Consider the following 25361-nt stretch of genomic DNA (forward strand, 5'->3'; position numbering starts at 1 on the left):
TAATTATAGCAGTGAAAATGAAATATTAAATAATTTTTTTGACGCTTTCTTTAATAATAAGTTTAGGTGTAAGACATATGCTTTTCGGTTGAGAATTTTTATTTTTAATCAGATTAAGCATGAGCTCAGAAGCTTTTGTCCCAAGCAGTGAAATATTTTGTTCTATAGAGGTTATCTCTGTATCTATGCTAAACTCATTTACCAAATTATCATAGCTTATTACAGATATATCCTCAGGAATTCTGAGACCTTTTTCTTTTAGCTTTTTTAAAAGTCCAAAGGTCATCATATCACTGGTTACAAAGACCGCAGAAGGAGCTGTCTCCACCAATTTTTCACCTGCCTCGTATCCGCTTTTGACCTTATAATCTCCAAGAAGGATGTAATCTTCACTTATATCTATTCCATGCTCCTCCATGGCTCTTTTATAGCCTTCATATCTGGAATATGGCATCTTTGAATTAGAGCAGTGAGTTATGCAGGAAATTTTTCTATGTCCATGATCGATTAAATATTTAGTTGCTATATAAGCACCTTCTAAGCTGTCAAAATACACCTTGCTGCAATTTAAATCCGGAAAAACTCTATCAATCATTATATAGGGTATAGTTAATTTTTTTAGTGCTTCTGAAACCTCCTCTTGATGTTCATAGGAGGAGTTTGAAACAGTTATAAATAATCCGTCTATCCCTCTGGAAGATAGCAAATCTATTAAATGGATATCCTCTTTATACTCATCGTCGGAGTTTACTATCATTAAAGCATAGCCGAACCTTCTGCAGTAAGTTTCAATGGCTTTTGTAAGCCTTGAAAAGAATATGTTGTCAACATCAGGGATAATGAGACCGAAGGTTTTTGTTTCATTGGTAACTAAGCTTCTTGCATTTATATTAGGAGTATAATTATGCTCCCTTGCTATCTTTTTAATAAGTTCTCTTTTTTCTTCAGAGATTCTGCATGGTTTATTGTTAAGAACCAGAGATACTGCACTTACAGATACATTAGCAAGTTTTGCAATATCCTTTATTGTAACTTTCATTTTTATCACCCAGATAAATTATAGCATATTTTATTGAATAGCGGGAATAGTAATAAAATGTACTTCCAATACATAACAGTGATAAAACGTTTTATTTTTTTGTCGAAAAATGTTGACAACGGTTTCTTTGAATGATATTATGTTTTTGTAATTAGTAAAACGTTTTATCAAGGGGATAGCGAAATGTATGTTAAGGAAAATGGCTTAACCTGGGAGATATATGATTCCATAAGAAGATATGCTCCTATGCAGCAATACGATAAAGAGGACATTATACAAGCTTTAAAAAATACCCTATACAGTGCAGTTATCTATGACGAAGAAAAACCTATAGCCATTGGAAGAGTAGTGGGCGATGGAAGGATCACTTTTTTTATAAAAGACGTAGTGGTACATCCGGATTATAGGAAAAAACATATAGGAAGTATGATTGTAAATAATCTTTTAGATTACATAGAATCCTGCAGCTGCAAAAATCCTTATATAGGACTTATGGCCATGCCGAACACTGAGAAGTTTTACGAAAAATTTGGATTTATAACCCGACCAAATGAACGCTATGGTTCAGGTATGATTTGTTTAGATAGAAAGAAGGATGGGAACAGTTAGTATGAAAAAAGTAATTGTAGTTGGAAGTCTTAACATGGACCTTACCATAAAAGTTGATAAAATGCCGAATAACGGAGAAACTATCCAGGGAAATGCCTTTTTTATGAATGAAGGCGGAAAAGGAGGAAACCAAGCTGTAGCTGCTGTAAGATCCGGTGCACAGGTTTCCTTTGTAGGAAGTGTGGGAAAAGATGCTTTTGGAGAAAAAATACTAAGCTCGTTAAGAGAAAATAACATAAACACAGATGCTGTTCAGATTCAAGATAAGGATTCTACAGGTTTAGCCATGATTATAAGGCATAATAATGATAACAGAATTATATTAAACCCCGGAGCAAATGAAACATTAACTTTTTCTTTTGCAAAGGATAAACTTGATGAAATTGCATCTGAAGAGGATATATTTATAACCCAGTTCGAAAATGATATAGAGGTAACCCTTAAGCTCATAGAGCATGCTAAAAACATAGGTATGACAACTATATTAAATCCTGCTCCTGCAAAGAAATTTTCAGAGGATTTCTATAAATATATAGATATATTAGTGATTAATCAAAGTGAATGTGAAATACTTACAGGGATTTATCCTGAAAGCATAGAAGAATGTAAAAAAGCAGGAAGGGAATTAAGAGGAAAAGGGATTAAGAATGCAGTGATAACCCTAGGTTCTCAGGGAAGTGTAACTATAACTCCTGAAGAAATAATAGAAGCAGAGGCATATAAGGTTTCTGCGGTGGACTCTACCGCAGCAGGAGATTCCTTTATAGGAGCCATGGCTGCAAAGCTTTCTTTTGGTGAAACATTCAATGAAGCTTTAAAATATGCAACTAAGGTTTCTGCTATAACCGTTACCAGAGAAGGAGCTCAGGTTTCTATTCCCACAAGTGGACAAGTAGAAGAAATTTTTAAAAATAAAGGAGAATAAAAATGGATATTAAAAGAAAATTAATAATTGATACCGACCCAGGTATTGATGATGCAATTGCCATCGCCATTGCCTTGTTTTCTGAAAAGCTTGATGTAAAATTAATTACTACCGTAGCAGGAAATGTAAGCGTGGATTTGGTTACGGAAAATGCTTTAAGGCTGTTGACCTTCTTTGATAAGAAAGTACCTGTGGCTAAAGGAGCAGGAGAGCCCTTGATTCAAAAATTCCTTGATGCTAAGGACATTCACGGAGCCACAGGAATGGATGGTTATGAATTTGGAGAACCTGACAGAAGTAATCTGTTAGAGGAACATGCTGTCAATGCTATGAGAAGGGTAATACTTGAAAGTGAAACCCCTGTGACTATTGCAGCTATTGGACCTTTAACAAACATAGCTCTTTTATTAAAGATGTATCCTGAAGTAAAGAGCAATATAGATGAAATAGTGTTTATGGGAGGCTCTATTACAAGAGGAAATAAGACTGTTATGGGAGAGTTCAATATAGCTACTGACCCGGAAGCAGCTAAAATAGTATTTGACAGCGGAATTAACCTTCTTATGGCAGGGCTTGATATGGGGCTAAAGGCTCTTGTTCATCCTGAAGACAGTGAAAAGATAAAGATTTTGGGTAAGACAGGAGATATGATGTACTCTTTATTTCAAAAATACAGAGGGGGAAGCTTTAAAACAGGGCTTAAGATGTATGACAGCTGTGCTGTAGCATATCTTCTTTGTCCGGAAATGTATGAGCTTACTGATACATTTATAGATGTAGAAACCTCAAGCAGTCTGACCCTTGGATGTACAATAGTTGATTTAAAAGGATATTTAGGTAAGCCTGCTAATGCTAAAGTATGTACAGACATAAATCAGGATATGTTTAAAAAATGGTTTATAAGTTCCATTGAGAAATGCATATAATTTAAAACAAACATAGGGGGAGAAAATTTTTATGAACAACTTTATTATGTATGCTACAGCTATCATTGCAGTTGCTTTATTAACTTACATGCTGATTAAAAAGATGGATATCAAAATCACATTGTTTGGTTTAGGGCTGGTACTAATGTACATTGCTATCGCTATGGGAAAAGGTATCGGTATTAAAGACTTTGCATCTACAGGAGCTGCTTTACTGGATCCTATAAAGGCTATAGGAGATATATTCAAACAAAATCTATCAGCAGCCGGTTTCATTATATTAATACTTGGCGGATATTCTGCATACATGAGCAAAATAGGTGCTAATGACGTTACAGTAAATGTTTTAACAAAACCTATTTCAAAGATTAAATCAGCATATATTTTAGTTCCAATAGTATTTTTGCTGGGAAATCTTCTTTCATTAGTAATTCCAAGTGCTTCTAACTTATCAATAATATTATTAGCTACATTGTTCCCTGTTATGAAAAAAGCAGGTATGAGCACACTAACAGCAGCAGCGGTTATAGCAACCACTGCAACGGTAATGCCAACTCCTCTTGGAAGCGATAACGTTGCTATCGCTCAGGAATTAGCTAAATATCCAGCATATGCAGGATTGTCAGTAACAGATTATGTTATGAAATATCACGCTATGGTTTCTGTTCCAACTTTAGGTGTTATGGCTGCACTGCATTATCTATGGCAGAAGTTTATGGACAAGAAGGATGCAGGTAAAATACAAGATGAAGAGCTTGATATTAAGGACATAAAAGAAATAGAAGGTTCTGCACTGTTTAAAACAGTATATGCTCTGCTTCCACTGCTTCCAATTCTATTATTAATATTAGTTTACTTTACAGGCTCTTCCATTAAGCTGTCTGTAGAAGTAGCTTCAATACTAAGCTTTATCATTGCAATAATATGTGAATTAGTAAGATATAAAGGTGATAAAAGAGTTTTATCCGATACTGAAGGCTTCTTTAAAGGTATGGCAAATGGTATATCAATAGTTGCTTTACTTGTAGCAGCCAGTGTATTTGTAACAGGATTAAAGTCCATCGGTCTTATAAGCACTTTACAATCAGCAATGCTTTCCACACAGGGAACAGGTATGGGAATTATCCTTCCATTAATATTAGTAGGTTTATCCTTATTAATAGTATTGCTTTCTGGAAGCGGTACAGCACTGTTCTTTGCCCTTGTACCATTGATGGTTCCTCTTGCAGAAGCAGCTGGAATCAGCCCAATAGCTATATCAGTACCTATGGGACTTGCAGGAAATCTTATGAGAGCAGTTTCACCGGTAGCGGCTGTTACTGTTATAGTAGCAGGATCTGTTAAAAAGCCTGCTTTAGAAATTGTAAAGAGAACAGCAGTGCCAATGCTTGGCGGTGTAATATTCATGTTCGTACTATCCATGATACTATTCTTATAATTTATAAAATAAAAAGCTGCAGGGTGTGCTATAATGGTTCACCCTGCAGCTTTTTATGAATATGATAATCTTTTTAAAATAATATTGGAATGTTTAATTATAGTGGTTATAATACAAATATATATTTTATTAAGGAGGAAACTTAAAATGGATGTAAAAGATAAGGTATTAGAAACTTTAAAAAATTCCGGTGAACCAATGAAAGCTGGAGAAATTGCGGAAACAGCAAATATTGATAAAAAAGAAGTAGATAAAGCTTTAAAAGCTTTAAAATCTGAAGAAAAAATCAGCTCCCCAAAAAGATGCTACTATTCAGCAAATTAGTTTAAAGCATAGGGTGAAATAAAAATAACATATAAAGGTTTGTAAAAAACAGCTTTAATCCTAGGATTAAAGCTGTTTTTATTACCATATTTAATGATAGATAACATAATCTATTGGTTTTAATTACAAATATGATATAATTATAAAGGAAATTATAAAAATGTTTATAGACAGCAAAAAAGTAATGTTTTCATGGATTATACAAATAAAGGAACGGAATTTCAGTAATTTAAAAGGAGGATAATGTAATTGGACGGAATAAAAGCAATGACTAAAAAGTATTTTACTTTTCTTTTGACCTGTGCACTTTCACTAATGCTTTTATTAGGGGGGGTTACGGTACAAGCTATTCCTAAAAACTATGTGGCAATAGACATAAATCCCAGTATAGAATTAGTAACTAACCAATATGACAATGTGGTAAGCGTTAATGCAGTTAATAAGGATGCAGAAAAGCTTATTTCTGACTTAGAGATTATAGGCTTGAAGATTAAAGATGCTGTAAAGCAAATTGTTGAAAAGTCAGTGGAATTTGGATACATAAAAGCGGATAAGGCAAATGAAATATTAATCACAGGATCTATAAGCAATAAATCTAAAGATATACTTGAAAAAGTTGATGAAAGTGTTAAAGAAACTTTGGAGGCCAATAAAGTACACTCAGAAGTAGTTAAGCAGAATATAGATGTTAATGATAGACTTTTACAGGAAGCTCATGAAAATGGAGTTTCCGCAGGAAAATATTCTGTTATTGAAAAATTAGTAAAAGGTAATTCTTATATTAGTAAAGAAGAATTAGCTGAAGTGAAAATAGCCAGCCTTTTTGCTTATGCCAAAGAAAACAACATAACATAGACACTGTTAAGGATAAGTATGAGGATGCTGTGGATAAGGCAGATGATGCCGAAGAGGATGCTAAAGAGGCAGAGGAGAAAGCAAAAGAGAAGGAAGAAGAAGCAAAGGAGAAAGCAAGAGAAAAGGAAGAGAAAGCAGCAGAGAAAGAGAGAGAAAAGGCAGAAAAGGAAGCGGAAAAAGCTAGAGAAGCTGAAGAAAAAGCTGAAGAGGAAAGAGAAAAAGCTGAAGAGAAGGCAAGAAAAGAAGAAGATAAATCTAAGGAAAAAATGAAGAAAGAAGAAAAAAATAAGGAAAAGAAAAAGAAGAAAAAGGATTCTAAAAAAGAAGCTTCAGTAAAAAACAAAGAAAACAAAAAAGAAATTGACCATGAAGAAGAGGATGATTAATTTAATATATTAGTTTTTAGTATTTATGAGCATGTATATATTAAAAATATGCATGCTTTTTTAATATAGCTTAATTGAAATTATTACTTCAGAGAGTTAATAACGAGGTTTACATATATATATCAGGATTATATAATACTATATAAAAGTTCAAATATATAATAAACTAAAGTTTTTAAAACCTGCGTTATGTTTATAAGATTTTATACACAGGATAAAAGATGGTTAATTTAGAAAGAGGAGAGAAGAGTATGGACAACAAAGAAAACAAATTGGGAGTGGAACCCGTTGGAAAGTTATTATTCAGCCTGGCTATACCGGCTATAACGGCACAGGTAATCAATGCTCTTTACAACATTGTAGACAGGATGTACATAGGAAGGATACCCAATGTAGGATCCCTTGCTATTGCAGCATTGGGAATAGCTTTTCCAATAATAATGATTATATCCGCTTTTGCAGCTCTTATTGGTATGGGGGGTGCTCCAAGAGCCGCAATAAAAATGGGGGAAGGAAAAAATGATGAAGCGGAAAAGATTCTTGGCAATTCCTTCGTTACCCTTTTAATGATCTCTATAACTTTAATGATAGTTTTCTTTTTTACTAAAGAAACTTTGTTAACCTGGTTTGGAGCTACAGAAAATACCCTTCCATATGCGGATGAATATTTTACCATTTATCTCATGGGAACTATTTTTGTACAGATCAGCTTAGGACTTAATGCTTTTATAAGCTCACAGGGGTTTGCAAAAATCGGTATGATGACTGTAGTTATTGGAGCTGTAACAAATATAATATTAGATCCTATTCTTATTTTTGGATTTAACATGGGAGTAAGAGGAGCTGCCATAGCTACAATATTTTCTCAATTTATTTCAGCTTTGTGGGTGCTTAAGTTCTTAGTGAGTAAAAAAAGTATCATAAAGATAAGAAAAAAATATTTTAAATTAGACAAAAAGGTTATACTTCCTGTATTAGCTTTAGGATTATCACCTTTTATAATGCAGTCTACTGAAAGCTTAGTACAGCTTACATTAAATTCAGGAATGAAGAGATACGGTGGCGCAAGAGCGGATCAGCTGGTAGGTTCTCTTTCCATTATGGTAAGTACTATGCAGTTTCTGCTTATGCCAATGATGGGGTTAGCACAAGGAGCTCAGCCTATAATAAGTTATAATTATGGTGCTGGGAAGGTGGATAGAGTTAAAAAGACATTTAAACTGTTAATAATGAGCTCTATGGCTTTTTCTACCCTTATGTGGCTGGTTTCTATGTTTGTACCTCAAGCTTTTGTTATGATTTTCTCAAATGACAGAGAACTTATTGAATTAAGCGTCAAGGGAATGAGGATATTTATGGCCGGTGTATTACTTATGGGAGCGCAGTTTGCCTGTCAAAATACCTTGGTTGCTTTAGGTCAGGCTAAAATATCTATGTTCTTAGCACTGCTTAGAAAAATAATACTTCTTATTCCACTAGCTATTATTTTCCCTATTTTCTGGGGTACAACAGGTATACTAATTGCAGAGCCTGTAGCTGATATAATAGCTGCAACTGTAACAACTATAGTATTTATAACTTATGTAAGACGTAATTTATCCGATCCCAAAACTGAATCTAAGTAGAAAAATATATCAAATAAATTTGACCATATTGAGCATAAACCTGATATTCAGGATTATGTTTTAATATGGTCATTAATTTTTGTCTGAAAAATGTTTTAATTAAAAGTTAAAATGTTTAGAAAAAATGAAAGGAAAAACATGAAAATTGTCGAATTATATAAGTTAAAGTCAAATAAAGCTTGGTTGTGACAAAACATTAATAACTTAGTATATCTAAATAAACGGCTTTATAAAACAGAAAATGCTTTCTTAATTAGCGTTAATATTAAATCATAAAAGGGAGTGTGGGAGACATGAACCAATTAGAACAATATCTTTCGGTAGAAAACAGCGGCAGAGGCGAATGGCTTGATAATGAAAATGTTGTTTTTATCAATAATAAGAGCGGAGTACCACAAATCTGGCAAAAATCTCTATCCACAGGAGAAACCCGTCAAAGGACTTTCTACAGCGAAAGAATATTTAGAGTACAAACTCATATGGATACCAGGAGTATTATATTCTGTATGGATGAAGGCGGAAATGAGCAGGAGCAGATTTATCTTCTTAAGGATGGAGCTGAAGAGCCTGTAAATTTAACTAATAATCCTGAAGTTCGCCATTATTTAGGCGGAATGACCAATGATGGAAAGAAAATCATTATGAGCTGCAATGCACGCAAAAGAGCAAGTTTTGATATTTGTTCTATTGATGTTGAAACAGGAGAAATTAAGACTATACTTCAAAATGAGGATAATTATAATCTTCCTGCCTGCTTATCACCTAATGGACAGTATTTACTTTATAATAAATTACTGGCTACATCAGATAATGCTTTATGGATGGTGGATGTAAATAACGGTAAAGCTGTCAAGATACCTGAAGATGATACAGTTGCACAATATGTAAATCCAACCTGGCGTTCAGACAGCAAAGGTTTTTACTTATTGACAGACAGAGAAGACGAATATACCTATGTAGCTTATTACGATATCGAAACTAAGTCTCTTAAGCCTTACTATAAAACTAACTGGGATATAGAAGCTATTTCTTTGTCCTCAGATAACAGATATTTAGTTATGCTAATAAATGAAGATGGTTATTCTTCCATGAAAATAATGGATACAAAAAATGGAATATTCATAAATCATCCTATACCTCCTTTAGGAGTTATAAGCTATTATGAATCCATAACCTGGTCTCAAAAGGGACATAAATTATTATTTTCATTAACTTCAGGAAAAAGAACCTCAGATCTATGGATACTGGATATAGATAATGACAGCTTAAAACGAATTACCAACAGTTCTATGGCAGACTTAAATACTGATGTTCTCGTTGAACCGGAGCTTAAAAAGTATAAATCTTTTGATGGTTTAGAAGTTCCTTTTTGGTTGTATACACCGGTAGGAAAAAGTCCTGAAAATCTTCCGGTAGTAATAGAAATTCACGGTGGACCTGAAGGGCAGGAACGCCCAATCTATAATCCATTGATTCAATATTTATTAAACGAAGGAATAGCTGTGGTAGCACCTAATGTCAGGGGAAGTATAGGATACGGGAAGAGCTATCATCACTTAGACGATGTAGAAAAGAGATTAGACAGCGTCAAAGACATCGATTCTTTAGTAGAATATATAGTAAATTCAAATATAGCTGATAAAAATAAAATTGCTGTTATGGGCACAAGCTACGGCGGATATATGACTTTATCCAGCTTAAGCAGGTATCCTCATTTATGGGCCTGCGGAATAGATATAGTGGGTATGTTTAACCTAGAGACCTTTATGGAGAATACAGCAGAATACAGAAGAGCTCATAGAGGTTCAGAATACGGTACATTAGAGCATCATCGTGAAATATTAAGAGAGGTGTCACCAATCAGAAAGGTGGATGATATTACAGCACCTCTCATGGTAGTTCACGGCGCTAACGATCCAAGAGTTCCTGTAGGAGAAGCAGAGCAGGTGGTGGACTGCCTTGCAAAGAGAGGTGTCAGTGTTAAATATCTTAGATATGAAGATGAAGGTCATGGAATAAGCAAGATGAAGAATAAGCTACACTGCTACCCTCAAATGGCAGAATTCTTAAAAAGAAATTTAGGAATAAAGTAGAATAGAAAACTATAATAAAATCAGTGCATAAGTAAAATATTGCTTATGCACTTTTTATATTACTTTTATAATATTTCTGCTGTGTTTATGTTAAAATGTTTTGTATATAAAGTTTAAGAAATAGTTTATATCGTTAGGAGAATGGAAATGAAACATTTAAATGATCCAAAATTTTCATCAAAAATACTGCTGGCTACCTACATAGTATTTTTAGCTTTTATATTATTAAATATTAAGGCTGTAGGAAGATTTTTCGGTGGATTAATGGGAATACTCACTCCCTTTATAATAGGAGCGGGAATTGCCTTTGTAGTTAATATTCCTATGAAATTAATAGAAGAAAATATAATGCAGCCTTTGCTGAAAAGATCAAAGAAAAAAGGGATTATAAGACCTATATCTCTTTTATCAACCCTTATAATCATAATGGGACTCATAGTAGCTTTGTTCCTTTATGTGATTCCACAGCTGGTTCAGAGCAGTTCCACTCTGATGCAGAATATTCCTCAATATGTCAGCTCTCTTGAAGGCTTTATGAACGAATATATGAGTTCTACAGAACTTCTTAATGAAATTTGGGTAAAAGTATTGTCTATGGGGGAAAATATTCTTAAAGTAGTAGGCCAAATAACTGGAGGGTTAATGAATCAGCTGCTGGGTATCACCCTTGGAGTGACATCTGTGATATTTAATATAATAATGGGGCTTTTAATATCTGTTTATATCCTCTTAAGTAAGGAAAAACTTATATTACAAGCTAAAAAAATTCTTTTTGCCTTTATAGAAATTGATAAAGCAAGGGAAGTAATGGAAATTGCGAGATTATCTCAACTGAAGTTTTCAAAATTTGTTTCCGGTCAATTTATTGAAGCCATTATACTTGGGCTGCTATGTTTCATAGGTATGACCATCTTCTCCATGCCTTATGCGGTGCTTATAAGTACGCTGGTGGGAGTAACAGCCTTAATTCCTATTTTTGGAGCTTTAATAGGAACCATACCTGGAGCTTTTATAATTTTAATGGTAAATCCAGCTAAAGCTATATGGTTTATAGTACTTATAATTGTTATTCAGCAGATAGAAGGAAACTTAATATATCCTATAGTAGTAGGAAACTCAATAGGCTTATCTGCCTTATGGGTGCTGCTTGCTATAACTGTGGGAGGAGGATATTTCGGTGTCCTTGGTATGCTTATCGGAATCCCTTTACTGGGAGTGATATATACGGTGTTTTCTAGAGCTGTTAATGACAGGTTGAAAAAGAAGGGGATTAATATGGAGAGGGAGAGGTGAGAAGCCAAAGGTGAGAGATGTGAATTTGCTGTGATATAGAAATTTTTGGATTTTCATTGTAACAGGTTTTGAGTTTTTATTTAAAATAAATTGAGAAGCGTGGTGATTATATGAATTATAATAGGGAGCATAAAAAAGTAGGTACCCATGATGGAAGGTTTCATGCTGATGATGTGATGGCCACGGCTATTCTTAAGGAGATTTTTAATATAGAAATAACAAGGACCAGAGAAGAAAGCACGCTGGAGAAATTAGATATTGTTTATGATGTTGGAGGAGGAAAATTCGATCATCATGGAATGGATAAAATATATAGGGAAGATGGTGTCCCTTATGCGGCCTGCGGATTAATTTGGAAAGAGTTTGGAGAGAGGGTTATCAGTACAGCAGATCCTTCACTAAATGTCGAGGATGTGGATTATTTATCAAGGTATATAGACAGAGCCTTAATCGAGGGGATAGATGCACTGGATAATGGAGTAAATATAGGAGAAACCTCAGTGCCTATTTTGAATATTTCCAATATACTTTCAGGGTTTAATCCTCCATGGTTTTCTAAAGAAAATGAAGATGAAGCTTTTCTAAAAGCTGTTGGTTTGGCATCTCAGGTTTTGAAAAACAAAATTAGATATAAACTTTCCTCTGTTAAAGCCCGGGAATCAGTAGAAAAAGCTTTTAATAACAGATATATCCCTCAGGTTATGGTTTTGGATAAATATATCCCTTACGGTGAAGTTCTTCAAAGGTTAGATAAAAAGCAGGAAGTTCTTTATGTTATATATAAGGATAAAAACAACTATGCTGCTCAAACGGTGAGAGATTCACAAGGAGAAGACAGAAAAAAGTTTCCTGAGGCTTGGGCATCTAAAAGAGATGGTGAGTTAGCTGAAGTAACGGGAGTGAAGGATGCGGTCTTCTGCCATTCCGGAAGATTTATAGCCATAGCAGGTTCTTTTGAGGGGATTAAAAAAATGGTGGAGATTGCAATAGGTACTCAGGAAGAAAAGTCTTCAGGAGCGCTAAGTAAATTCTTTCAGAAGTTCTTTACTAATTATAAGAATAATATTAATAAATAAATCATGGTGTTTGGCTGGCTTTTACTGTGCTTTTGCTATATATCCGTAAAAGGGAAGAAAAATAAATAAGAATATAGCTTCTGCATGAAGCAGAAGCTATATTCTTATTTAAGGGGAATCTTAAAGGAATTATTATAATGTATAACAGTATTGTTTATTACATGAAGGTTTTTATTTAATAAGTTTCCTTCAAAGACCACTACCTTTTCTTTAAGATGGAAGGCGGTTTTGCTTTCCACTCTATCTCTCATATAGGTTTTGCCTTCATCATCACCTAAATAGAAGGGCAGATATTCGTTTACCGGATGCTCAGATTCATAGTAAACGTAGGTTTTGTTATCTTTTTCCTCTACCTTGGTTATAGTCAGTTCTCTTCCATCTCCCAAAGGAACGGAGGTTTTTCCCTTAAGGTTAAGAGGAATTGAAGTTAATTTTTTTTGTTGATAATAATTATATGGTATTACAGTGATATATTCTGATTCATTTTCAAAGTTTTCATAAGCATAAGTATAGTTTCTATCATTATTATACTCTACAGTTTCACCGCCGGAGAGGGCAAGTACTTCATTTTTATCATTTATTAAGATGTAATCTAAAAATGAATCCTTTGTTGAATAACTACCCTGAAGATAAAGTTTTATAGGGGTGATTACAACGTTATCCAGCTTTGCTTTATAATCTAAAAAGGTTAAATCTTTATTTATTGCATATTCATACATATTATTCTTAGCTTTTTCACTGTTTACTAATAAATTAAAATCCCAATTGCCCTTTATCCCTGATAATTCGCTTATATCCATTTCTAACTTATAGTTTTCAGGAAGCTTAGATGCTATTAGAGCTTTATCCATAACCGTATCTATTGTTTCAGGTTTATTCTCATTGTTTATCTTTGAAGCCGGTACGCGATAGCTTACGGAGCCTTCATATATTTTTTTACTGCTGTCGATAAAATCTCCGTATTCATGGCTGACGGAGGCAAAGTTCTTATTTTTGAATATTTTTTTTGTGCCGGGGGTAAGGATTACCTCTGATTTTATAGATGGCTTTTCATTAAAAGGTTTATCTCCTTCCACCTTATAATCCAGTAAAAGATAATAGCCGTCATAAATTGCGCTGTTTATTGTGACCTCAATACCGCTGCTTTTTCTTGATACACCAAATTCATCTGTTACTTTATCGTATTTAGTTCCAATATTAAAATGTTTCTTTATTGATTCTGCTATATTGAGTTTTTTTGCATAAGTTGGTATTGCTGCTGTGGATATTACAGCTAACACTAAGGAAGCGGCTATAATTTTCTTTCTGTTTTTAAAGTTAAAAAACTTATTCTTTTTATAAACTTTACTTGCAATATAAGTACTATCTTGCATTTCATTCAGTGAATTTAAAGTTGAATTTATTCTATCCTTAACTATAGGAGGAACAGATGGATTATAATTTTTAACCTTCTCATTTATTTTATTATCAAATACTTCTTCGTTCACAATTATCACTCCTCTGAAAATCATTTCCTAAAGACTTTGCAAGCTTTACACGGGCTCTGGAAAGCCGGGATTTTACTGTACCCTCAGGTATATTTAAAACCCTAGATATCTCTTTTACCGGTAAATCTTCAAAGTAATATAAGATTACTGCTTCTTTCAAATCATCCTCTAATAAGCTTATGGAATGCTCTATGGATAGGCTGTCAGTGATTCCAGTCCCTTGGCTGTCTGGGAAAATTTCCTCCATAGGTATTACTTTCTTTTTATAATTATTTATCTTATTACATTCATTTATTAAAATCCTTATTAACCATGTTTTAAAAAATTGAGGATTTTTGATGGAAGCAATGTTTTTATAGGCTTTTAATATAGTTTCTTGAATAGCGTCAGCACAATCAGAATCTGAATAAAGCATGGATTTTGACACCTTATACATGTAACTTTCCAAGTGTTCTATTAAATGAATGAAAGAGTCTTTATTGCCCTTTATAGCAAGACTAACCTCTAAATCAAAATTCACTTATGATGCCCCTTTCCTTTTTAATACAAATATCTTCGAAGTATTTATATACATTAGATACCGGATTTCTATATTTGGTTCACCGTTAATTATTATAAATTCACTAAAATAAGCACAAAGATATTATAACGGATATTTTTTAGTATGGTTATTGTTATATCTAGGAATAATAAGCAAAAGAATATAAAAAGGAGTGTTTGATATAATGAATTGGGTATATAAAGTTGTAACTATGGATCATTTTATCAGTTCTGATTCTGATTCAACAGTGGAGGAAGAGCTTAATAAATATGGCAGTGAAGGCTGGGAATGCCTTGGTACCATGAAAAAGCCTTATGCCACTGTAGGAAAGCCTTCTAAATTGGATTACGATTGCTTGGTTTTTAAGAAAGAAGTTAAATAAATATTATAGTGTTTATTATACTGGATAGAATCTTACTGCTGCTGCAATTATTAATTGCAGCTTTTTATAAGAGCCTTAATATTACAGAAGTTTTAGAAAGGGTTTATATTTACTTTACCTAGGAAGTGTGACATAATTAAGAATTGGAAGATATAGAATTAATTTAAGTTCTATTAAAATAATTTGTTAAAAATACTAGAATTTAGTGTTGTAAGGAGTACATATGAAGATAGGATTTGATCATAAAAAGTATTTGGAAGAGCAATCGAAGTATATTTTAGAAAGAGTAAATAATTACGATAAGCTGTATCTGGAGTTTGGTGGAAAACTGCTTTTTGATCTTCATGCAAAGAGGGTTCTCCCTGGTTTTGATGAAAATGCTAAAATAAAGCTTCTTCAAAAACTCAAAGAAAAGGTTGAGATCATAATTTGTGTTTATGCAGGAGATATTGAAAGAAACAAAATAAGAGGAGACTTTGGAATTACCTATGATATGGATGTTCTAAGGCTGATAGATGATTTGAGATCTTATGAATTGGATGTAAATAGTGTGGTAATAACCAGATATGAAGGACAGCCTGCTACGACGGTTTTTATAAAAAAGCTTGAGCATAGGGGTATAAAGGTTTATACCCATGAAGCCACAAAGGGATACCCTACAGATGTAGATACCATAGTAAGCGATGAAGGCTACGGTAAAAACCCTTATATAGAAACTACAAAACCTATTGTAGTGGTAACGGCACCGGGACCAGGAAGCGGTAAGCTTGCAACCTGTTTAAGCCAGCTTTATCATGAATATAAAAGAGGAAAGGTAGCAGGATATTCTAAATTTGAAACCTTCCCTGTATGGAATGTACCTTTAAAGCATCCTTTAAATATTGCTTATGAAGCAGCTACAGCGGACTTGAAAGATGTTAATATGATAGATTCCTTCCATCTTGATGCCTACAACAAAATGGCTGTAAATTATAACAGAGATATTGAAATGTTTCCTGTTCTAAGAAGAATAATTGAGAAGATTACTGGAGAAGAATCTCTTTATAAATCTCCTACCGATATGGGAGTTAACAGAGTAGGTTATGGAATAATAGATGACGAAGTGGTTAAGGAAGCTTCAAAGCAGGAGATAATCAGAAGATACTTTAAAACCAGTTGTGAATATAAAAAGGGTTATGTAGATGAAGAAACCCTCCAGAGAGTTAAGCTTATAATGGAGGAACTTACGCTGAAGCAGGAGGACAGGAGAGTTGTCATTCCTGCCAGAGAATATTCAGCAAAGCTTAAAAATATGTATAATAAAAATGAGCCTTGCCCTGTAGTAGCTTTAGAACTGGAGGACGGAACCATACTTACAGGAAAAAGCTCTGATGTAATGAATTCCACTGCAGCGGTAGTGCTGAATGCAGTTAAGCATTTTGCAAATATCTCTGATGATATACACCTTATTTCACCTTTAATATTAGAGCCTATAATTAATTTAAAATCTAAAACCTTAAGCAGTATGAGCACTGCATTGGATTGTGAAGAGGTGCTTATTGCACTTAGTATCTGTGCTGCTACTAACCCTACAGCACAGGTAGCCTTGGATAAGCTTGTAATGCTTAAAGGCTGTCAGGCTCACTCTACGACAATTTTAAGCAGAAGCGATGAACAGACCTTTAGAAAGCTTGGTATTGATATTACTTGTGATCCTGAATATCCTTCTGAAAGTCTGTATTATAACAATTAACAACAAAATAATAAGCCTCTGTGCAGATTAACTGCATAGAGGCTTATTTGTAATGTAAAAATAATTATATGGTGTTTTTATATATAATGTAATTGATGTATAAAACTGGTATAATTAATATGTATATAATTAGCTTAATGTTATAAGCTGAACAAAGAGATAGGGGGTTATATAATGCTTTCAAAAAATAAAGGCCTTTTTAAGGAAGCCAGTTCATCTAAATATCTTCCGAATATATTTTTTGCTGTACTGTTAACTTTTGGGTTTTTATTAGGGGGACAGACGTTAGGATTATTTATAATTTATTTTTTTATAAGCAGCATTTCATCTGTTGCGATTGAATCCTTGATGCTTTTAATCTTTCAGTTTTTATTTATTTCTTTATTTGTTTTTTTATGGGTAAAAAAAGTAGAGAAAAGAAGTATAAGCAGTTTAGGGCTTAAAGGGAGAGACTTTTTCGCAAAATTCTCAACGGGGTTTATTTTTGGATGCTTATTGTTTTCTTTAGTTGTGGGACTTTTGTATTTATTAGGAAATGCAGTAATAGAAACTAAATCTTTATACCCTACAGGATTGTCTGCATTAACAGGGATTCTTATAATCCTGCCGGGATGGATTGTCCAGGGAAGTACAGAAGAAATACTTACCAGAGGATGGTTTATGAATGTGCTTGGAGCCAGATATAATGCTTATTTAGCCTTGATTGTTTCTTCAAGTTTATTTGGCTTCCTTCACCTGGCTAATAATGGTGTCACCATTCTTTCAGTAATTAATATTATCCTTGTGGGATTACTACTTGGACTTTATATGATAAAAACCGATGATTTATGGGGAGCCTGCGGTTTTCATGCTGCCTGGAACTGGGTTCAGGGGAATATATATGGGCTTGAAGTAAGCGGTAATCAATCAGGTGCAGGATCTCTGATTAATTTAAAGCTTGTGGGCAGTGAGATCTTTACTGGCGGTAATTTTGGTCCGGAAGGAAGCATAGCATGTACTCTTGCATTGTCTTTAGGTATTATTGTAATGGTAATTTTGATATTAAGAGATAAAAGAAGTTACTAATACCATATAACTATTTCATTAATGAATTGGACTATTTTTTAAATATTAGTTATAATTATTAAAAGCATATAATTAAATAGAATAGTTGAAGATAAAGTGGGAATCTAAATATTCCCTATGTATCAGACTGTATTAAGAGAATTCTTAATGCGGTCTTTTGTATTTTTTGGGACATTTCTATTTAAAGTAAGTTTCTTGATTTAAATGGAAAATAACAACCATAGCAGGAAAATACTGATAAATGTCGATTTATATAGATATATGCAGTTAAAGCTCGAATTAGATAGTTACAATCATTGACTAAAATGTATGGTATTAGTATAATTTGCAGGTGTTAGGAAAGAAAAAATGGCCTTTAGGGGTCTTTTTATATGACTTTTTTTATTATCATCTATGAAAGGATTATTTGTAATGAGAGGTAACAATGTAAAATTGAGGCAAGAAATTTTTGCATCTGATGCTTGGAGGATTATCCATTGGCTGGAGGATAATGAAGTAACTCAATATTTAAATGAAAGACAAAATGTTCAGGAGAGCATAAAGGAAGTAATGTATAGAGTAAACATGCCTATACTTACTCATTTATTCAACCAAAATGGAAGCTTTTTTATGATAACCCATGAAGAAGAGGAGCCTGTGGGTTTTTTAAAGCTAATACCTAAATCCTTTGGGGCAGAGATGGTTATTGTAATTGGTGAAAAACAAATGTGGGGTAAAGGATTAGGTACTAATGCCATTTATGAAGGACTGAAGCATGCTTTTTTTCAGTGGAGAGTAGATGAAGTCATTGCGAAGATTAAGTTTGAAAATAGCCGCTCCAGAAGGGCTTTCAGTAAAATAGGCTTTTCTTTAAACAAAGAAATGTCAAAAGAAATGCACTATACTATTACTATGAATGATTTTCTAAAGCTTTCTGCATAATATTATAATGAATATTCAAAGGAGTTTATGTGCTGTAAAAATTACTTTTTAATGCACATAAGCTCCTTTTTGTGAAAACATATATAGCTATCATACAATTTTTGAAGCTATTAATGCAAAATAATATATGAAACCTCCAAAATATGAATCTTTTCATGCAAATCTCTTGATTTTATCTTTGTAAAGGGCTATACTGGAAATGATGAAAGAAAAATTGCATAAAATATACTTGAGTGAATGGTATTCTTGCAAGTTTGATGAATATATAATTCAATTTGGGGGTATTAATATGGAAGATTATTGTGGCAATGAAAATGATTACAGAATTGAAAGTGATTCTATCGGTGAAAAAGAAGTTCCCGCCAATGCTTATTATGGAGTTCAAACCTTAAGGGCTGTGGAAAATTTTAAAATTACCGGTTTAAGAATTAATGAAGAATTCATCAGGAGCTTGGCGGAAATTAAGAAGGCTTCTGCTGTTACCAATGGGAAAATAGGTCTTTTAACTGAAAAGGTTAAAAATGCAATAGTAAAAGCCTGTGATGAAATAATAGAGGGAAAGCTCCATGAAGAATTTATCACTGATCCTATTCAGGGGGGAGCCGGCACCTCTATGAATATGAATGCTAATGAGGTTATAGCTAATAGAGCTATTGAGATATTAGGTGGAATAAAAGGAGATTATTCTATAGTCCATCCAAATGATCATGTTAATATGGGACAGTCTACTAATGATGTTATACCTACTGCAGGAAAACTTACTGCCTTAAAACTACTTCCAAGAGCTATTAAGCAGATGGAAAGGCTTAAAGCTGTTTTAGAAATGAAGGCAGAGGAATTTAACAGCGTTATAAAGATGGGAAGAACACAGATGCAGGATGCTGTTCCCATAAGATTAGGTCAGGAATTTAAGGCGTATAGTGCTGTAGTTGGAAGGGATATTACAAGGCTTAACAGGGTTATGGACAGCCTAAGAGTAGTAAATATGGGAGCAACTGCAATAGGTACAGGAATCAATGCTCATAAAGATTACGAGAGTCAGATAGTACCTAACTTAGTTAAAGCTACAAATCATTTACTGAATCAGGCGGAGGATTTAGTGGATGGCACGCAGAATATCGATGTTTTTGCAGAAGTATCTTCAGCACTAAAGATATGTGCTGTAACACTATCCAAAATTGCTAATGATTTAAGACTTATGTCCTCAGGACCAAGAACTGGATTTGGAGAAATAAATCTTCCCGGTAAACAAAATGGATCATCTATAATGCCTGGAAAGGTAAATCCCGTTATACCTGAAGTGGTAAATCAAATAGCCTTCAATATTATAGGAAATGATACCACCATATCTATGGCAGTAGAAGCTGGACAATTGGAATTAAACGCTTTTGAACCTGTTATCTTTTACAAGCTTTTTGAGTCCATAGAAACACTTACAAAAGGTGTTGATACCTTTGTAAGTAATTGTATATCAGGAATCACAGCAAATAAGGAAAGATGCAGCTCCCTGGTGGAAAACAGCATAGGGGTGGTAACTGCTCTCTGTCCTCATATAGGATATAAGGAATCTGCCAAAATCGCAAAAAAAGCTATGAAAACAGACAAACCAGTGAAGGAGCTGGTATTGAAGTACGGTATATTAAATGAAGAAGAAATTGAAGAGGTTTTTGATACCATGGCTATGACGGAGCCTGGAATATCAAATAAGGTTTTAACTGTTAAATAGTATTTATTATTTTAGAATATAAACAATAAACTATAATAAAGCTTCTTTTCCCATGGAATTAATAAATATTCTTATGAGAAAAGAAGCTTTTGTTTTATAAAATGTTTTATTACTGATAATATTATATATTATAATGAATATTAAATAATATTAATATTCAATATTATGCTATTGAAAGGAAAAAAAGCATGAAAAAGACCATTTTATTATCAGTTATTGCTGTAGCGGTGAGTTTTTATATAGGTGCCTGTGGAAATAGGATAAATACTAAAGGAAGCGGTAAAAGTATTGGAATTAAGGCTGATACTGAAGCAGATATATCTTTTTCTGTGTTGGGAGATATCCATACAAACATTGATCATTTTGAAGAGGCTATATTAACGCTGAATAGTATAAACTCAAAGCAGGATGCTTTGATACTTAACGGGGATACTGTAGATGAAGGGCTTCCCAATGAATATGAATTAATTGAAAAAGCTCTTATGAAAAATAAGAAGTATATTCCTGAGAATATCATTAAAAATATAGGAAATCATGAATTTTTTGATTATAAGATAGAAGTAAACTCTAAAGAAGATGTGAAAACCTTTATTGATAGATATCTTGAATTTGCAGGTGAAAGCAGGGTATATCATGACAGATGGATTAATGGTTATCATTTCATATCCTTAGGCTCCGAGGACGGAAATTCCCAAAATATAAATTCTGTAAAAGCGCTTATTTCGGAAAATCAGATTAAGTGGCTTAAAGAAAAGCTTGCAGAAGGGTATGAGGAAGGAAAACCTATATTCCTGTTTCTCCACCAGAATATAAATAAAACCTCTAAAGGATGGGTAGGACTAGATAACAGCAGTGAAATTAAGAAGATTTTATCAAAATACCCGGAGGTGATAGTATTTAATTCTCACACCCATCAATCCTTAAATGATGAAAATGTAAATACAGAAGAACCCTTTACTGTGGTTCATACAGGAGCTGTAAAGTATACCATATTATTTAATGATGGAAAAATGGAAAGAGTACCTTTGAACCAAGGCTTGTATATTGAAGTTAAAGGGAAGGAAGTAGTTATCAGGGGAATAGATTTCAAGGATAAAAAGCTGATTTTTCATAAGAAGATTAATAATTCAAATTAATATTAATTTTTATTATATACTAACTTGTCTGAAAATAGAGGTATAATATAATTAAAAAATAATTAGGGGTGATAGTAATGGAAAGCTTAAAAATTGATGACTTTACCGGATATAAATTTTTATCCGGAATAAAACATTCTCCTGATGGAAAACATGCTGCTTTTGTTGTACATAGCATGGATTTTGATGAAAATAAATATCTCTCAAATCTATGGGTTTTAGAGGTGGAAACAGAAAAATATTATCAACTGACAGCATTTGATAGTGAAAGAAGCTTTTTATGGCTGGATAATGATAACATTATTTTTCCCGATGCAAGAGATTCAAGGGATAAAGAAAAGCTAGAGGCCGGCGAAGAATTCACTCAGTATTATAAAATAAACATTAACGGCGGTGAGGCCTTAAAGTATTTTAAAATACCAAAATTAGTGTCGTCAATTAAAAAAGCAGGAGAAGAAATGTTTCTTTTTACTTCTCCATACAGCATAGGCAGAAGTGATATAAGTTTTCTTACTGAAGAAGAAAAGAAAAAAGAGCTGAAGTTTAGAAAAGAAGAGAAGGATTATGAAGTTTTGGAAGAAATACCCTTCTGGTCAAACGGAGGAGGCTTTACAAATAAGAAAAGAAACAGGCTTTACAGCTACAATGAAGCTTCTCATGACATAGAGGAAATAACTGATGAAAGCGTAGATGTGGATCTTTTTAATATAAATGAGGATAAGAGCAAGGCAGTACTGCTTTTGTCTGACTTTAAAGACAAAAGGGAACTTACAAATCTCATTGCAGTTTATGATATTAAGAGTAAGAAGCTTCAGATATATGATTATCAAGCTTCTGAGGGGGAAACAGAAAACTCTGAAGGTTTATCCCACAGTTTTGCAGACTTTATATCTGATGACAGAGTTATATATTCCGCAACTAACATGAAGAGATATGGAGTTAATGAAAATGATAAGTTTTATATACTTGATTTAAATTCAGGAAAGTCTGTATGTATAACCCCGGATTTAGATGCTGCCCTTACAAACTCTGTAGGATCTGACTGTAGATACGGAGGGGCATCTTTAAAGGAAATAAATAATGGATATTTGTATTATGTCACTACTGAAGGACATAATTCTTATTTAAACAGAATAGATGCTCAAGGTAAAATAGAAAAGATAATTACAGGAGAAGGCTCCGTTGATGGAATAAGCATAAATAAAGAAAGTCTTCTGTTTATAGGAATGAAAACGGACAAGCTTCAGGAATTATATAAATTTACAATAGGTACGGAAAAACAGATTACAGATATGAATGGATGGGTTAATTCCGAAAGAAAGCTCTCTACTCCGGAAAAGCTTTCTATAGAAACATCTCCGGGAGTAGTGATAGAAGGCTGGATTATGAAGCCTGTAGATTTTGATGAAAATAAAAAGTATCCTGCCATTTTAGATATTCATGGAGGACCTAAAACCGTCTATGGAACTGTATTCTATCACGAGATGCAGTACTGGGCTAATGAAGGCTATGCGGTATTCTTCTGCAATCCAAGAGGAAGTGATGGAGGAGGTAACGCATTTGCAGATATTAGAGGTAAGTATGGAACTATAGATTATGATGATATAATGGCTTTTACAGATGAAGTTATTAAAAGGTTCAGCTTTATAGATAAAGAGAAGGTGGGAGTAACCGGAGGCTCATACGGAGGCTTTATGACTAATTGGATAATCGGTCATACAGATAGATTTAAAGCCGCTGCCTCACAAAGGAGCATCTCTAACTGGATATCTAAATTCTGTACCACGGATATCGGATATTTCTTTGTTGATGATCAATGTCAGGGAACACCTTGGGTAGATCAGGAAAAATTGTGGGAACAGTCTCCTTTAAAATATGCTGACAAAGTAAAAACCCCTACGCTGTTTATACATTCTGAAGAAGATTATAGGTGCTGGCTTGCTGAAGGTATACAGATGTTTACTGCCCTTAAATATCATGGGGTAGATTCAAGACTATGCATGTTTAGGGGAGAAAACCATGAGTTAAGCAGAAGCGGTAAGCCTAAACACAGGCTTAGAAGGCTTCAGGAGATTACTCAGTGGTTTAATAAACACTTAAAATAGTTTATCCAACTGGGGAAAGGAGGCTGTATGAATAAGAATATTATTATTTTAGTGTATAATAAGACATCTGATATAAATGAAATATATTGTCTGAAAAAAAGACTTGAACCAAGGCTTTTAGATATATTTCAAGGCTTTGAAGTTATTCATTCCTACATGGATTTAAAGGCTGAAGAGGATGAAAAATTAAATAACTTGGGATTTATAGCTTTTTCCAAAGCAATTAAATGTTGTGAAGGTAAAGGAAGCAAGGTATATATACAGCCTTTAATCCTTGCTGGAGGGGAAATATTCCGTAATATCCAAAGTTATCTGGTCATGATGAAGGCAGAGGATATACGATTAGGGGAGGCTTTATTAGAAACAGGAAACATTGAAAATTTTAAAATCTTCTTGATGAAGCTTATCAATGAATCCTATTCTAAGAAGCAGGAAAAGAAGTATACTGAGGATTTCAGGAATTCAGCTTATATCTTTATTGTCCATGGAAGCAGCAGAAGAGGTAATATATCTTATGAAAGGCTTAAAAAAGCAATAAAAGAAGAATTTCCGTATTCATTTTTGATTTCCATTAGAGATAAAGAAGCTATTGAAGCCTTAGTGGAGGAACTAAAGGAAAAAGATTATAAAAATTTAACCATGATTCCGCTGTTTATTTATAACGGTTACCATATGAAAGAAGATATATTATCTGAAAAAACCTCACTTATTCAAAGGGAGTTTATAAAGCAGGGTATTAATTATGATATTTTAAATGGAGCACTGGCAGATGAAGGGTACTTTATAGATCTTATTATAAAGTGTATAGAGAAAATGATGCTTTAAATTGATGTTGCTATTAGTAATTTAGTTATAGAGAAGTACAAGGATGAGGTGAGGATATGTTTATGCCTTTAATGATAGATTTTAAAGATAAAAATGTTGTAATCATAGGCGGAGGAAAAGTAGCCTTCAGAAAATGCGTAACTATACTGAAATACGGAGGTATAATAACTGTTATAAGCCCTGATTTTGTTGAAGAATTTAAAAGTATTCAGAATAAGATTACCTTAATTAAAGAACCCTATAATTCCTGCTATTTAAAAGATGCCTATTTGATAGTAGCTGCAACGAATAATAGAGAAATTAATAAGGAAATCAGCGATTACTGTAAAAGAAATAGTGCTTTCTGTAACGTTTCTGATTCTCTGGAGGAATCCTCTGTCATATTCCCATCTACAATAACAAGAGGAGATCTTTCTCTTTCTATTTCTACTTCAGGAAAGGTCCCTTTCCTGAATAAAAAGATAAAGAAAGAGCTTGAAAGCATTTATGGAGAAGAATATTCCCAGTATATAAATGTATTAGCCGGTATTAGAGAGAAGGTACTAAAGGAAGACTTTACTGAAGAGGAGAAAAAGATAATATTCAGCAAGGTACTTAATATTCCTAAAGATGAGATTATTAATATTGAAACCATTACTTATGAGAGCTTAAAGGAATTGGTACATAAATCCTTTGTGGAAGCTGAAAAGTGAAGTTTATAGGGAAATAGAACAGGATTTAAATTATTGTATTAAATAAGGTTATCGCTAAGGAAAAAAGAGCTTTTAAAGCTCTTTTTTTGTAAATTTTCTTATATCTCATAATGATTTCCATGGAAACTATTGTGTCAACCGCAACTTATGATATAATTAT

Annotated in this window: 23 protein-coding genes; 20 read left to right on the forward strand and 3 right to left on the reverse strand. The window is 33.3% G+C overall.

Features of this window, described 5'->3' with window-relative positions; genetic code table 11:
• Positions 1–25: 25 nt before the first annotated feature.
• Positions 26–1039, reverse strand: a complete 1014-nt coding sequence (locus TA89_RS01935; RefSeq protein WP_040210415.1) for a LacI family DNA-binding transcriptional regulator — start codon at positions 1037–1039, stop codon at positions 26–28.
• A 183-nt stretch (positions 1040–1222) separates the two neighbouring features.
• On the opposite strand from TA89_RS01935, the gene TA89_RS01940 reads away from it, so the two are divergent.
• From TA89_RS01940 to TA89_RS01990, 11 genes are all read left to right on the forward strand, one after another.
• Entirely contained in the window at positions 1223–1648 is a 426-nt protein-coding gene (locus tag TA89_RS01940; RefSeq protein WP_040210417.1) for a GNAT family N-acetyltransferase, read from the forward strand.
• 1 nt (position 1649) lies between these two features.
• Positions 1650–2573 (forward strand): ribokinase, encoded by a 924-nt coding sequence (gene rbsK, locus TA89_RS01945; protein WP_040210419.1) that lies wholly within the window; start codon positions 1650–1652, stop codon positions 2571–2573.
• A gap of 2 nt (positions 2574–2575) precedes the next feature.
• Positions 2576–3499 (forward strand): ribonucleoside hydrolase RihC, encoded by a 924-nt coding sequence (gene rihC, locus TA89_RS01950; protein WP_040210420.1) that lies wholly within the window; start codon positions 2576–2578, stop codon positions 3497–3499.
• 31 nt (positions 3500–3530) lie between these two features.
• Entirely contained in the window at positions 3531–4937 is a 1407-nt protein-coding gene (dcuC, locus tag TA89_RS01955; protein ID WP_040210421.1) for a C4-dicarboxylate transporter DcuC, read from the forward strand.
• Positions 4938–5084: 147 nt separating this feature from the next.
• A complete protein-coding gene (locus TA89_RS01960) occupies positions 5085–5261 on the forward strand; it encodes a MarR family transcriptional regulator (RefSeq protein ID WP_040210475.1) in 177 nt (58 codons plus the stop codon).
• Positions 5262–5510: 249 nt separating this feature from the next.
• Positions 5511–6116: an anti-sigma-I factor RsgI family protein gene (locus TA89_RS01965; RefSeq protein ID WP_040210422.1), complete on the forward strand. Its 606-nt coding sequence runs from the start codon at positions 5511–5513 to the stop codon at positions 6114–6116.
• Positions 6117–6145: 29 nt separating this feature from the next.
• Positions 6146–6502 carry a hypothetical protein gene (locus TA89_RS01970; RefSeq protein ID WP_052447269.1) on the forward strand — a complete coding sequence of 119 codons (357 nt, stop codon included), beginning with the start codon at positions 6146–6148 and terminating at the stop codon, positions 6500–6502.
• Between the two features lie 251 nt (positions 6503–6753).
• Positions 6754–8127: an MATE family efflux transporter gene (locus tag TA89_RS01975; RefSeq protein WP_040210423.1), complete on the forward strand. Its 1374-nt coding sequence runs from the start codon at positions 6754–6756 to the stop codon at positions 8125–8127.
• A 293-nt stretch (positions 8128–8420) separates the two neighbouring features.
• Positions 8421–10220 carry a S9 family peptidase gene (locus TA89_RS01980; RefSeq protein ID WP_040210424.1) on the forward strand — a complete coding sequence of 600 codons (1800 nt, stop codon included), beginning with the start codon at positions 8421–8423 and terminating at the stop codon, positions 10218–10220.
• A gap of 147 nt (positions 10221–10367) precedes the next feature.
• Entirely contained in the window at positions 10368–11513 is a 1146-nt protein-coding gene (locus tag TA89_RS01985; protein ID WP_052447270.1) for an AI-2E family transporter, read from the forward strand.
• Positions 11514–11623: 110 nt separating this feature from the next.
• Positions 11624–12589, forward strand: a complete 966-nt coding sequence (locus TA89_RS01990) for an MYG1 family protein (protein WP_082023809.1) — start codon at positions 11624–11626, stop codon at positions 12587–12589.
• Positions 12590–12693: 104 nt separating this feature from the next.
• On the opposite strand, the gene TA89_RS01995 is transcribed toward TA89_RS01990, so the two are convergent.
• Positions 12694–14076, reverse strand: coding sequence for a DUF4179 domain-containing protein (locus tag TA89_RS01995; protein WP_040210426.1), 1383 nt, complete (start codon positions 14074–14076; stop codon positions 12694–12696).
• On the reverse strand, positions 14057–14596 hold the full coding sequence (locus TA89_RS02000) for a sigma-70 family RNA polymerase sigma factor (RefSeq protein ID WP_040210427.1): 540 nt from the start codon (positions 14594–14596) through the stop codon (positions 14057–14059). The genes TA89_RS01995 and TA89_RS02000 overlap by 20 nt, the downstream gene beginning before the upstream one ends.
• Positions 14597–14801: 205 nt before the next feature.
• On the opposite strand from TA89_RS02000, the gene TA89_RS02005 reads away from it, so the two are divergent.
• The 9 genes from TA89_RS02005 (at position 14802) to TA89_RS02045 (ending at position 25201) form a co-directional block, all read left to right on the forward strand.
• Complete coding sequence (locus TA89_RS02005; protein ID WP_040210428.1) at positions 14802–14999, forward strand: DUF4177 domain-containing protein; 198 nt, start codon at positions 14802–14804, stop codon at positions 14997–14999.
• A gap of 223 nt (positions 15000–15222) precedes the next feature.
• Positions 15223–16731 carry a DUF1846 domain-containing protein gene (locus tag TA89_RS02010; protein WP_040210429.1) on the forward strand — a complete coding sequence of 503 codons (1509 nt, stop codon included), beginning with the start codon at positions 15223–15225 and terminating at the stop codon, positions 16729–16731.
• A 174-nt stretch (positions 16732–16905) separates the two neighbouring features.
• Entirely contained in the window at positions 16906–17796 is an 891-nt protein-coding gene (locus tag TA89_RS02015; protein ID WP_040210430.1) for a CPBP family intramembrane glutamic endopeptidase, read from the forward strand.
• Between the two features lie 411 nt (positions 17797–18207).
• Positions 18208–18717, forward strand: a complete 510-nt coding sequence (locus tag TA89_RS02020) for a GNAT family N-acetyltransferase (protein ID WP_040210480.1) — start codon at positions 18208–18210, stop codon at positions 18715–18717.
• A gap of 289 nt (positions 18718–19006) precedes the next feature.
• Positions 19007–20443: an aspartate ammonia-lyase gene (locus TA89_RS02025; protein WP_040210431.1), complete on the forward strand. Its 1437-nt coding sequence runs from the start codon at positions 19007–19009 to the stop codon at positions 20441–20443.
• 188 nt (positions 20444–20631) lie between these two features.
• Positions 20632–21579, forward strand: a complete 948-nt coding sequence (locus TA89_RS02030) for a metallophosphoesterase family protein (RefSeq protein WP_040210432.1) — start codon at positions 20632–20634, stop codon at positions 21577–21579.
• A 77-nt stretch (positions 21580–21656) separates the two neighbouring features.
• The gene (locus tag TA89_RS02035) at positions 21657–23684 is read left to right on the forward strand and encodes an alpha/beta hydrolase family protein (RefSeq protein WP_040210433.1); all 2028 of its coding nucleotides are present in this window, start codon (positions 21657–21659) and stop codon (positions 23682–23684) included.
• 27 nt (positions 23685–23711) lie between these two features.
• Positions 23712–24509, forward strand: coding sequence for a sirohydrochlorin cobaltochelatase (locus TA89_RS02040; RefSeq protein WP_040210434.1), 798 nt, complete (start codon positions 23712–23714; stop codon positions 24507–24509).
• Between the two features lie 56 nt (positions 24510–24565).
• Positions 24566–25201: a precorrin-2 dehydrogenase/sirohydrochlorin ferrochelatase family protein gene (locus tag TA89_RS02045; RefSeq protein ID WP_052447271.1), complete on the forward strand. Its 636-nt coding sequence runs from the start codon at positions 24566–24568 to the stop codon at positions 25199–25201.
• Positions 25202–25361 lie beyond the last annotated feature (160 nt).

Source organism: Clostridium polynesiense (assembly GCF_000820705.1).
GTDB classification, from domain to species: Bacteria; Bacillota; Clostridia; order Clostridiales; family Clostridiaceae; genus Clostridium_AA; species Clostridium_AA polynesiense.